12 protein-coding genes are annotated in these 11,430 nt (G+C 36.4%); 6 read left to right on the top strand and 6 right to left on the bottom strand.

Annotation, left to right across the window (positions count from 1 at the left end):
• Window positions 1-45: 45 nt before the first annotated feature.
• Window positions 46-318 (top strand): MoaD/ThiS family protein, encoded by a 273-nt coding sequence (locus tag CWATDRAFT_RS25485; protein ID WP_042712398.1) that lies wholly within the window; start codon window positions 46-48, stop codon window positions 316-318.
• Between the two features lie 134 nt (window positions 319-452).
• Here CWATDRAFT_RS25485 and CWATDRAFT_RS25490 read toward each other — a convergent pair whose 3' ends face one another.
• Both CWATDRAFT_RS25490 and CWATDRAFT_RS25495 read right to left on the bottom strand, forming a co-directional pair.
• Window positions 453-944 (bottom strand): methylmalonic aciduria and homocystinuria type D protein, encoded by a 492-nt coding sequence (locus CWATDRAFT_RS25490; protein WP_007312781.1) that lies wholly within the window; start codon window positions 942-944, stop codon window positions 453-455.
• Between the two features lie 250 nt (window positions 945-1,194).
• Window positions 1,195-2,013: a tetratricopeptide repeat protein gene (locus CWATDRAFT_RS25495; RefSeq protein WP_007307712.1), complete on the bottom strand. Its 819-nt coding sequence runs from the start codon at window positions 2,011-2,013 to the stop codon at window positions 1,195-1,197.
• Window positions 2,014-2,312: 299 nt separating this feature from the next.
• Here CWATDRAFT_RS25495 and chlP point away from each other — a divergent pair, with 299 nt between their 5' ends.
• The gene (chlP, locus tag CWATDRAFT_RS25500) at window positions 2,313-3,533 is read left to right on the top strand and encodes a geranylgeranyl reductase (RefSeq protein ID WP_007312783.1); all 1,221 of its coding nucleotides are present in this window, start codon (window positions 2,313-2,315) and stop codon (window positions 3,531-3,533) included.
• A 197-nt stretch (window positions 3,534-3,730) separates the two neighbouring features.
• Here the strand turns inward: chlP and psb28 are convergent, their stop codons facing one another.
• Window positions 3,731-4,066, bottom strand: coding sequence for a photosystem II reaction center protein Psb28 (psb28, locus tag CWATDRAFT_RS25505; RefSeq protein WP_007307711.1), 336 nt, complete (start codon window positions 4,064-4,066; stop codon window positions 3,731-3,733).
• Between the two features lie 206 nt (window positions 4,067-4,272).
• On the opposite strand from psb28, the gene CWATDRAFT_RS25510 reads away from it, so the two are divergent.
• Both CWATDRAFT_RS25510 and CWATDRAFT_RS25515 read left to right on the top strand, forming a co-directional pair.
• Window positions 4,273-5,787 (top strand): helicase C-terminal domain-containing protein, encoded by a 1,515-nt coding sequence (locus CWATDRAFT_RS25510; protein WP_042712400.1) that lies wholly within the window; start codon window positions 4,273-4,275, stop codon window positions 5,785-5,787.
• A gap of 31 nt (window positions 5,788-5,818) precedes the next feature.
• On the top strand, window positions 5,819-7,183 hold the full coding sequence (locus CWATDRAFT_RS25515; protein ID WP_007307706.1) for a 2-succinylbenzoate--CoA ligase: 1,365 nt from the start codon (window positions 5,819-5,821) through the stop codon (window positions 7,181-7,183).
• 73 nt (window positions 7,184-7,256) lie between these two features.
• On the opposite strand, the gene CWATDRAFT_RS25520 is transcribed toward CWATDRAFT_RS25515, so the two are convergent.
• Window positions 7,257-7,556 carry a ferredoxin gene (locus tag CWATDRAFT_RS25520; protein ID WP_007307710.1) on the bottom strand — a complete coding sequence of 100 codons (300 nt, stop codon included), beginning with the start codon at window positions 7,554-7,556 and terminating at the stop codon, window positions 7,257-7,259.
• A gap of 102 nt (window positions 7,557-7,658) precedes the next feature.
• On the bottom strand, window positions 7,659-7,958 hold the full coding sequence (locus CWATDRAFT_RS25525; protein ID WP_007307709.1) for a ferredoxin: 300 nt from the start codon (window positions 7,956-7,958) through the stop codon (window positions 7,659-7,661).
• A 522-nt stretch (window positions 7,959-8,480) separates the two neighbouring features.
• Between CWATDRAFT_RS25525 and CWATDRAFT_RS25530 the strand changes: the two genes are divergently transcribed.
• Window positions 8,481-9,506, top strand: coding sequence for a Gfo/Idh/MocA family protein (locus CWATDRAFT_RS25530; protein WP_081451013.1), 1,026 nt, complete (start codon window positions 8,481-8,483; stop codon window positions 9,504-9,506).
• 180 nt (window positions 9,507-9,686) lie between these two features.
• Here the strand turns inward: CWATDRAFT_RS25530 and CWATDRAFT_RS37725 are convergent, their stop codons facing one another.
• Window positions 9,687-9,977, bottom strand: a complete 291-nt coding sequence (locus CWATDRAFT_RS37725; protein ID WP_007313313.1) for a hypothetical protein — start codon at window positions 9,975-9,977, stop codon at window positions 9,687-9,689.
• Here CWATDRAFT_RS37725 and argJ point away from each other — a divergent pair.
• Entirely contained in the window at window positions 9,971-11,221 is a 1,251-nt protein-coding gene (gene argJ, locus CWATDRAFT_RS25535; RefSeq protein ID WP_007307708.1) for a bifunctional ornithine acetyltransferase/N-acetylglutamate synthase, read from the top strand. The two genes, CWATDRAFT_RS37725 and argJ, sit on opposite strands and share 7 nt — an antisense overlap.
• Window positions 11,222-11,430 lie beyond the last annotated feature (209 nt).

An 11,430-nucleotide genomic window follows, 5' to 3' on the forward strand; every position in this document is an offset into this window, starting at 1 on the left:
GAGAATCATGGCTTTCTTTTCTCGAAGACAAATATCCAGAGTTTAATGTTTATTATCATGGCTGAAGCTTCTATCACTGTTACTATTAAGTTGTTTGCTATTTATCAAGAGGTTTATGGAATTCCTGAGTTGATACGACAGTTTACCCCAGAAACAACCGTTAGTGAGGTTTTGTCTCTTGTTATTGAGGAACATTCTCAATTAAAAAAATGGCAAAGTATTACTCGTTTTTCCATTAATTATCAATTTGTGGAAAGCGATACAAAATTACAAGATGGAGATGAATTAGTCTTTATTCCTCCTGTTAGTGGTGGGTAATCTTTTAATATTGTAAGGATCAACGCTGAGCTTAGTGGAAGTGTTGACACTCTTGTATTATAAGTGATTACATTTAAGATTACTTTCGCTAAATGAATTTTGTGTAATCACTTAACAAATAATAATCAAAAAGGTTAAAGCCAAGACTTTGTTATTGTAATATCAACATCAGACAATAAAAGACTAGGATAAATCGCTGTTTGTTGAATCGGATGATTTAAAACTTTACAACCATGTATTTGATAAAAACTAAAATTGAGCAACTGATGAACCACAGCAATTATATCAAAGCTAAGTTGACTAGCAGGGGAATTAATCGGTTTTCCATCTTGCGGATCAATAATAGCAATTAATGTTCCTTGTTTTTGAAAAGTTATTTTTATTCTTTTACTCAAAGTTAAAAATTCTTCTCTCAATCGTTGTTTTTCTAGTTCAACTTGACGATTACTTGTCTCTAAAGGAATGAAAGAATACAATAAAATAATAACAGCAGTTTTAGGCACAATATGCCACTCTGGGAGTAATAAAGAAGAATTATTCGTGATGAATTGAGTGACAGGCTGAACATAGATTTCAATGGGCAGTTGAGCCGTTTTTTGATAAGTAATGATAGGGTTAATATTCAATTGAAACAGGGAAAACACAGGGATAGTACAAAAAATCACTATCGATGAGGTGGAGAAAAATCCGGTAAAAAATAACCACCCATAATTTCAGCAATTAACAATGAACAATTAATAATTAATAATTATTCGGTAAGCAGGTAACTAACGAGCAACCAAGTAGCTCAAATAAAGACAGAAAGGATGTTGTAGCTAGTTACCTTTTTCGCGCTTCTAAGGTTATCAAGTTACCCTTGCAGGCTTAAAATGAGTATTAATAAAGTGTCATAGTTAATTCTTGTTGATATTTTTTAGTTAATGGATGAGTATTACCCAGTAATTTAAAGATAGAAATCATAGCTTTTCTTGCACCGTCATTTTTATATTCTCTGTTGCTTTCAACTAAATTCAAAAACAACTTTAAAGCCTCCTCGTATTCTTCCCCCAATGTATATTTTGCCCCTTGAGAAAATTGCTGTTCTAAGTCATTTTGTCCCTCAATACTAGCCATTTTTTTGAACTCAATCAAACTTTTAATACCTTGTGCTTTGGGATAATACTCTTTTTGATCAGCACCAATAGTTGATAACATTTTATCAGCATCTTCGAGACGGTTAAGACGGATCAAAAAGTTAACTGTTTCTAAAATTAGCTGAGGATGTTCAGGATATTTAGCAAACAATTCATCTAAGATTTCTTTTGCTTTGGGAACATTCTTCTCTGCCATAGTTTGGTGCATTTCTGCAATTTTTTGTTCTAACTCAGAGGTCAAATTAAATTGTTTGAGTAAGTCCTTAATTTCTGCTTCTGATAAAACTCCAACAAACCCCTGATTAATCTTACCTTGAAAAGCAATTTTTACATCAGGAACCCCCTCTACATTATACTGTTGAGCTAAGTTAGGATGAGCATCAATATCAATAGTTGCTAAAATAAAATCGTATTCTTGGAGTAATTTTTCTAGGATAGGTTTTAATAGTTTACAAGGACCACACCAAGTGGCAGAAAAATCAATAACTACTGGTTTTTTATAAGAATTTTCAATAACTTCTTGCTGAAAATTACTAGGATCGACAACAACAGCGTAACCCACAATGTTAACTCCTTAATGTGATGGTTGGCATAGCTATAAGTCTATGCTCCTTGTAATTTTAGCTGTGAATAATCCCTCATACCCTATTACTTATTATTTTCTTTAACAAGTTAAGTATCTAAATTTCTCAATGAACCTTATTGAGGATGAGCAATTATTCTCCTACTTTATGAAGTAATGTAACGAACTTGTTAAGCTGTGTTGCAAAATTGACGAATTTTTACAAATTAACTCCCTAAGGGGAAACGTCCATGATACGATTCGATCCGTAATCCTTTATGGAAATTAGGAGAATAGCCTTGGTTTTACGGGTAGCTGTTGTCGGTTCAGGGCCGGCCGGATCTTCCGCCGCCGAAACATTAGCAAAAGCTGGCATAGAAACATATTTATTTGAAAGAAAATTAGATAACGCTAAACCCTGTGGGGGTGCTATTCCCCTATGTATGGTAAGCGAATTTGATTTACCCCCCGAAATTATCGATCGCCGGGTGCGGAAGATGAAAATGATCTCCCCATCCAACGTAGAAGTTGATATTAACCTCGATCGCCAAGACGAATATATTGGGATGTGTCGTCGGGAAGTTCTCGATGGCTTCCTAAGGGATCGGGCCGCTGGGTTAGGGGCTAACCTGATCAATGGTACGGTTTATCAACTAGAGATACCCAAAACAAGCGAGGGTGCTTATACTCTCCATTATGCGGATCATTCCAACGGGAACTCTGTAGGAGAAAGGAAAAGCCTAGAAGTCGATCTAGTTATTGGTGCTGATGGTGCTAACTCTCGGGTTGCTAAGGCCATCGATGCTGGAGACTATAATTATGCGATCGCCTTCCAAGAGCGTATCCGCTTGCCCCAGGATAAAATGACCTACTATGAAGACCTAGCAGAGATGTATGTAGGGAAAGATGTTTCCCCCGACTTCTACGCTTGGGTATTCCCCAAATACGATCATGTGGCTGTGGGAACAGGAACCATGAAGGTCAATAAAAACATGATCAAAGGTTTACAAGCAGGAATACGCGCCCGTGCTGCCCGCAGACTCGAAGGTGGTGAGATCATTAAAGTAGAGGCTCATCCCATCCCAGAACATCCCCGTCCCCGTCGTGTAGTGGGTCGTGTGGCCTTGGTTGGAGACGCTGCCGGAACAGTTACCAAGTCCTCTGGGGAAGGTATCTATTTCGCGGCAAAATCAGCCCGTATGTGTGCTGAAACCATCGTGGAAATGAGTAACGCTGGTCAACGCATTCCCACGGAAGATGATTTAAAAGTGTATCTCAAACGTTGGGATAAGCAATATGGTATGACTTATCTAGTCTTAGATATCCTACAAAGGGTCTTCTATCGTACCGATGCCACCCGTGAAGCGTTTGTAGAAATGTGTGCGGATAAGGATGTACAACGGATGACCTTTGATAGTTATCTCTACAAAACCGTTGTCCCGGCTAACCCCTTAGTGCAAATGAAAATTACCGCTAAAACTATCGGTAGTTTACTAAGAGGTCACGCTTTAGCACCTTAGTTTTTCCTCTGATTAAGTCAAGTGTTAGGGTGAGTTACGCTCACCCATTTTTTTGCATTGTAGTTATTTACCTGAGTTCGACATAAGGAAATTTATAGACAACTGATTTACATCAAGAGTCTCAAACCCTGATTGTCTCATGGAAAAACTCGCGCCTCCGAACTCCGAACTCCGAACTCCGAACTCAGGTTGTTTAACTAAGATTTAACGAACTCTAACCCGTTTTCTTTTCCATATCGTTCCATGAAGCGCATAAAGCGATCCCATTCGTCTTGAGAGTTCATAATCAAAAAAGCTTCGATTGATGTAGGTTTTCCGTTGACAAATTTTCCTTTGACTTCATTGGTGACGATCTCCCCTTCCTCATCCACTAAATACATTCCCGTAATATCGTCGGTACTCTGAGCATCAAAAATTTTAGGAGAGTCAAACCGAAAGGTTGCAGTACCACTGTCTCCTTTTTTACCACGAGTTAAACGGATGTCGGGAATGACGGTTTCTGAAACACCACGAGAAAATTGAATTTGAGCCATGCTTGTTATCCTTTAATTAATTTCACATGATCATCAATTTATCATTTCATCAACTCCCAGGTATAGTCATCATTGCGTGAATGCTATGACAGTACGAAAATTGGTTAAGGGATATTTGTTTTTTTCTTCTCGTTCCCAGAAAATTACAAATCTCTATAACGTCCTAAGCATAATGTTTCGTGCTATATCTATCTTAAATGTTGCCTATGACTCTCTTAGAAGCAGAAGTTCACATCTCTTTACGAGAATTTTTACGACACCAAGGACAACCTTTATGGGACCACCATTTAACTATGGCCCGTTTGGTGTCTCGCGCTTTACGCTTGGATCGATCGGCTTTGATTCAAACAGGAAGCACTTTTTCTCGCTATGGGTTAAGTTATTTAATGCCTTGCTTATTGAGCGATCGCCCTATTTTATTAGTAGTGCCTTCCAATATTCAACAAAAATTAATCGAAGAGGATATTCCTTATCTTCAGCGATGGTTAAACACCAATAAAGCGATCGCTACTCAAAAGCAATCGGTTAATTTTACAACTTTTAAGGGATTATTGTTGCTTTCTCCTGATGTTTGGTTAGGCGATCACTTAAATAATCAAGGTCAGTTACCTGATGATATTTTAACCTTAATCGATCAAGCTGATTATTTAGAGGAATGGACAAAAGATTATTTAACTCTGACCATTTCTCCTGATGATTGGCAGCAATTACAACAACAATATTCTTCTTCTGGTAATTTAATTCAAGAAGTTAAATTATTCCTGGAAAAATCTATTTTAAGCCGCCCTAATAATCCCTATCAATGTTGTTTACTAGACCATGAAGAAATAGAAAGCTTAGCTCATCTCTGTGATACTTTTGCTCACCATCCTTTATTACAGAATTTCACCCAATCTTTTGACAATAATAATAAACTTTTATGGGCAACAATTAATCAGGAAGAGAAAACTTTTTTTATTCATTCGAGTCCTCTAGATGTTTCTGCTATTTTATCTCCTCATTTAGATAATTCTACCATTGTTTTGATGGGAGGGTTTATCGATAGTCAAAAAATGGCTCCTATTTATCGTCAAAATATTGGCTTAAACCAAGATATTTTATGTTTAAAATTCTTTCCCCATCGTCAAAATGAATTAATTAATCTATATATTCGAGGTCGCTTACCAATGCCTAATACTCCAGAATTTCATAAAATATTAATTGAAGAGGTAAAAAAGCTTGTTTTTAGTTGCTATCAAAGCCTAAAACCTATTACTATTATTGTTGATGATGTTCCTACAAAAGCTCAAGTTGCTACTTTTTTAGCAGCAGAGTTTGGCTCAAAAGTCAAGGTTGAAAATACAACAATTGATGAGCAGAGTATCTTGATTAGCGGTTGGAAATTTTGGCATCAAAATCAAGGTAAATTACCTAATCCTCAGTTATTAATTATTGCTACCTTACCTATTCCTTCCCTAGAAAATCCTTTGGTTGCGGCTCAAGTTAATTACTACAAAAGACAACATAAAGATTGGTTTCGCTTTTATCTTTTACCAACTGCTTTGACAGAAATACAACGAGCAGTTATGCCCTTGAGAGAGTCTCAAGGAATTGTTGCTTTGTTAGATAATAGAGTGAATTATCGTAGTTATGGAAGTCTAATTTTAAGCGCATTAGAACCCTATGCTAAACTAGATTATATTGACCTTAATTTGTTAGAACAAAATACTAAAACCTATTGATACTATTGGACAATCAAACGATGATAAAAATATGAACAATATTTTAGATATTATTACGGCTAGATTAAATGAAAAATGGATAATTGGCTATGATTCCCTACATTTTTATCAACTTATTCAAAACTATATTAAACAATTTACAGAGTTAAAACAGAGTATTAATAATCCTAGAATTATTTTAGTTAACAATAATAATGAGAATCTAGAATTTTTAGCTGCTTTTTTAGCTACTATTATAAGTGATTGCCACGTTTTTTTATGTGATAGGAGATGGCAAGAAAAAGAATGGCAAGAAGTTTTATCTTTAAGCAAACCCCATTTAATACTAGGATTAAATATTGATTATAATCTAGAAAAATACCAAAATAATTGGCAATTGCCCAAGAAAAACTTAATTATGATTCCCACAGGAGGAACATCAGGCAATATTCGCTTTGCTATTCATACTTGGGAAACTTTAGAAGCATCTGTTCAAGGATTTACTGATTTTTTTAATCTTGAAAAAGTCAACTCATTGTGTCTATTACCTTTACATCATGTCAGTGGTTTAATGCAGTTCATTCGCTCTTTTTTAAGCCAAGGTAAACTCATAATCTATCCTTATACTGATCTAAAAAAAGGAATATTCCCATCCCTAAACTTGGCCGATTATTTTATCTCATTGGTTCCTACACAACTACAATTTTTATTAACTACTAAACCAGAATTTTTACAACAATTTAAAACTATTTTATTAGGAGGTGCATCTCCCTGGAATTCTTTATTAATGAAAGCAAGAGAATATAAAATCAACCTTTCTCCTACCTATGGAATGACAGAAACAGCATCACAGATTGTCACCTTAAAACCAGAATATTTTCTTAAAAATAATCAGAGTACAGGTGAAATTTTACCCCATACTCACGTTTGTTTAATACAAGAAAGACTAATTAAAATACAAGCAAAATCTCTTTATTTTGGCTATTATCCTAACTACGAATATCAGGAATATCTAATAACTGACGATTTAGGCTATTTTGATCAAGAAAACTATTTATATATTCTAGGGAGAAACAGTCAAACAATAATTACAGGGGGTGAAAATGTTTTTCCTAAAGAAGTTGAAAGTATTATTTTAGAAACTAATTTAGTTGAAGATATTGCTATTATTGGAGTGGCAGACGAAACATGGGGAGAAGTTGTAACAGCTATCTATGTACCCCAAGATGAGAAAATTAACCTTAATCTTATTAAAGATACAATTAGGCAAAAATTAAGTCCCGTTAAACAACCCAAATATTGGATTCAAGTTCAAAAATTACCACGAAATCAACAAGGTAAGTTAAACTACCGAATGTTACAAAAAATTGCGACAAGCCATCTCAATCGAAAAAATCCCCTACAATCAAAACAATAAAGCAGAGACTGTTATCCTCAGTCCCTGCCCCAATTGTAAAAAAAATTCAGGTATTGCGATTAAATATCTGAACTTAATATAATGATTCTTCGTGGTTAGTTTCGATGGTGCAATCAGAAGTAGGATAAGCAACACAGGTTAAAATATATCCTGCTTCGATTTGCTCATCATCTAAGAAAGACTGATCACCTTGATCTACGCTACCAGAAGTAACTTTACCAGCACAGGCAGAACAGGCACCAGCACGACAGGAGTAAGGTAAGTCAATACCTTGATCTTCTGCTACATCTAGGATGTACTCATCTTCAGGGACTTCAATGGTTACATTTATCCCTTCTGCTTCATTAATGAGAGTAACTTGATAAGTTACCATGGTGGTGTCCTCTTGTTCAATAAGATAGATTAGTTGACTTTAATAAGGAGAATTTGTCAGGATAATTATCTATACTGTGCTGAAACTACTTAAAGTGAAAATTTAATACAGTGCTTCTTCTTGATGAGTCTCGATTGTACAATCAGAAGTAGGATAAGCAACACAGGTTAAAACGTATCCTGCTTCGATTTGATCGTCATCTAAGAAAGACTGATCACCCTGATCTACGCCACCAGCAGTGATTTTACCAGCACAGCTAGAACAAGCACCAGCACGGCAAGAATAAGGTAACTCAATACCTTGTTCTTCTGCCACATCGAGAATGTACTCATCTTCAGGTACTTCCAGGGTGGTGTTGATTCCTTCTGCTTCGTTTATTAATGTAACTTTGTAAGTTGCCATGTTAAAGTGTCCTCTTATCAAGTGATCGGATGGTGGATGTTAGTCCTTTGGGCTTAAACATTTAAGCCTCTACAAATAAGCTTCTGATCTGATAATAAAATAAAAACACCTCTAGTCAACAAGGCATTAGTAATGAGATTATTAAATAAAGTTAAAATAAGTTTTACTTATGTATTTATGGGGCAGAAGAAGTCGAGAATTGTTTAAGAGTATATAGTCTATAAGCTATGGTTAATAGTGCTTTACCCCATATAAACCTGCAATTTTTTATCATATAGACTAGGACTTATTAGTATTAGTTATATTTATAACAGTAATTGATGACTTAAGTAGATATAGTGATCAGTCTCCCATGGGAAGTGGGAAGTGGGGAGTAGGAAGTGGGGAGTGTACTTCGACTTCGCTCAGTAACAGGGAAGGGTGGGAAGACTAAAAATAATATTAATATTCTGCTCCCAGTCTCCCAGTCTCCCAGTCTCCCCATCTCCCCATCTCCCCCTACTCCCCTATCAAAGTAAGATAATGGAATTAAGTAATTTACAGGTAGATTTAAGGATGTCTCTTGTTTCTCAGTTTTCTCGTCCCATTCAAGTTGGTATTGTCGGTACCGGGTACGCAGCGAAACGACGGGCCGAAACGTTTATTGAAGATGAGCGATCGCAGGTTTATGGTGTGACGGGATACACTCCTGAAAATGTGGCTGATTTTTGTCAAACTTATGATGTTTCAGCTTATGAAAATTGGCAAGATTTAGTTACGAATGAAAATTTAGATTTAGTGGTGATTTGTAACGCTAACCATCTACACGGAAAAGTCACTAAACTTGCTTTAGAAAATAACAAAAATGTCATTATCGAATATCCTTTATCCCTAGACTATAAAGAAGCAAGTGAATTATTGGAATTAGCTAAGAAAAAAGAAAAATTATTACATATTGAACATATTGAAATTTTAGGGGGAATGCACAGAGCAGTGCAGAAATATTTACCAAGAATAGGTAAGGTTTTTTATGGAAGATATCAAACAATTGACAGAAAAGATCCTGCTCCTGTTAAATGGACATTTAATAAACAATTATTTGGGTTTCCTTTTAAAGCTGCTTTACCAAGAATTCACCGTTTTACTCATTTATTTGGAGAAGTAAAGAGTGTAAATTGTCATCATCAGTATTGGGACATAGAAAAAGAAAACTATTATCATGCTTGTTTATGTGATGCTCAATTATTGTTTAAAAATGGCTTGATTGTGGACTTGATTTATGGTAAAGGTGATATATTTTTAGCAAGCGATCGCACCTTTGAATTATACGGAGAGACCGGTAAAATCATTTTTGAAGGAATAGAAGGAAAATTAATAACTTCAGAAGGAACTGAACCCATTGAGCTAGAAAGTCGTCGGGGTTTATTTGCCTTAGATACTAGGATGGTATTAGATCATTTATTTGATAGTAAACCCCTATATATTAAACCAGAATCCAGTATTTACGCCCTAAAAGTTGGGGAAACTGCTCATCAATCTGCTATTTCGGGAAAGAGTGTTTATCTTTAACTATCATTGGTGAGAAACGAAGAATCTATTTAACCTCAAACCTGATTAAATAGGATAATAATGAACTGTCATTTGTGAGGAAAAAAGAATCTATTTAACCTAAAATAGTTCAGAACAATCCATTATCATCTTTGTAGAAATGTTCCCTAAAACGTTTCTGCAACATGTCGTCATAATTAACTATTTTTTCTGGCTTTTTAAAGCAAATATTCCCAATAAACTAAAGATACCTAATCCCCAAAGATTAGATGATTCAGGAACAGAAATAGTATGAGTATTGTCAACAGCAAGACCAAAATAAGTCCCTGGTTGACTAAGATCAACAGTTTCTAAAAGAACTCCAGATGTGGAAAATTTTAATAGTTGCGGTGATCCATGAGAAATTATAAATATACTATCATTAATGATAGTTAAATCGTTTACCCTATCTGCAACACTTGGAGAAAAGGAGAAAACTTTTATTGATGTCAACTATGGATTATGTAGAAATTACGGGGGGAATAACGGCCCCCAAAGGGTTTAAAGCATCGGGAATAGCAGCAGGTTTAAAACCGTCAGGAAAACCTGATTTAGCCTTAATTGTCTCCGAAGTAGAGGCGATCGCAGCCGGGGTATTTACCACTTCTCAAGTTAGGGCTGCTTGTGTTGATTATTGTCGTCAAAAACTACAACAAAAGGCCATCGCTAAAGCCATCCTTTGTAATGCGGGCCAAGCTAATGCCGGAACAGGGAAACAAGGTTGGCAAGATGCGGTAGAATCAGCCGATTTAGTCGCCGAGTCTTTAAATATCTCCCCAGAGGCGGTTCTTTTGGCTTCTACGGGGGTGATCGGACAACGGATTAAAATGGAACCCTTGCGAGCAGGAATTCCTCAATTAGTAGAAAATTTAGGGGAAAATGGCAACGAAGCAGCAGCCAACGCCATTATTACCACAGATTTAGTCACCAAAGAAATCGCCCTAGAAACCATGATCGATAACCGTCCCGTCAGGGTTGGGGGTATTGCCAAGGGATCGGGGATGATTCATCCTGATATGGCTACTATGTTAGCTTTTGTTACCTGTGATGCTGCGGTTTCAACTGGGTTATGGCAAGAAATGTTAACCCAAGCAGCCAATGAAAGTTTTAATCAGATTACAGTTGATGGGGATACCAGTACCAATGATAGTTTAATTGCTTTGGCTAATGGTCAATCTCGCACCCCGGCCATTACCGATCTCAATAGTAAAAATGCTCAAACCTTGCAGCAGATGTTAACTGCGGTTTGTCAGCATTTGGCTAAGGCGATCGCCAGAGATGGAGAAGGTGCTACTTGTTTAGTGGAAGTGCAAGTATCTGGTGCGCCGGATGATCCCTCTGCAAGACGCATTGCTAAAACCATTGTGGGATCTTCTTTGGTTAAGTCTGCTATTTTTGGCCGTGATCCCAACTGGGGGCGTATTGCTGGTGCTGCTGGCCGTGCTGGAGTTAAGTTTCGTCAAGAAGAATTGCGTATTACACTGGGGGAATATGTGATGATGGAAAACGGACAACCATTAGAGTACGATCGCAATGCCGCTAGTAATTATATGAAACAAGCTGCACAAGGAGCTTATTTAGAAGAAGATACGGTTTTAATCACCGTTTGTGTTGGCAATGGTTCCGGTAATGGTATCGCTTGGGGTTGTGATTTAAGCTACGATTACGTCAAAATTAACGCCGAATATACTACTTAGATTTTAAGGCGATCGCTTGATGATCAATGGATAATGGATAATTAATCAATTATCCATTATTGAACTTTCAATCCTCACGGGGTGACAAGTAGGTTGAAAAGTAAGTCCAGAGCGGTTTTTCTCTGTTACCCGACCCTAAACAATTGTCGGCAACCAGAGAGCTTATTGAGAATGAACGATAATGATAATCATTTGTAAATGGGGGGGCA

The sequence above is a fragment of the Crocosphaera watsonii WH 8501 genome, from assembly GCF_000167195.1.
Classification (GTDB): Bacteria; Cyanobacteriota; Cyanobacteriia; order Cyanobacteriales; family Microcystaceae; genus Crocosphaera; species Crocosphaera watsonii.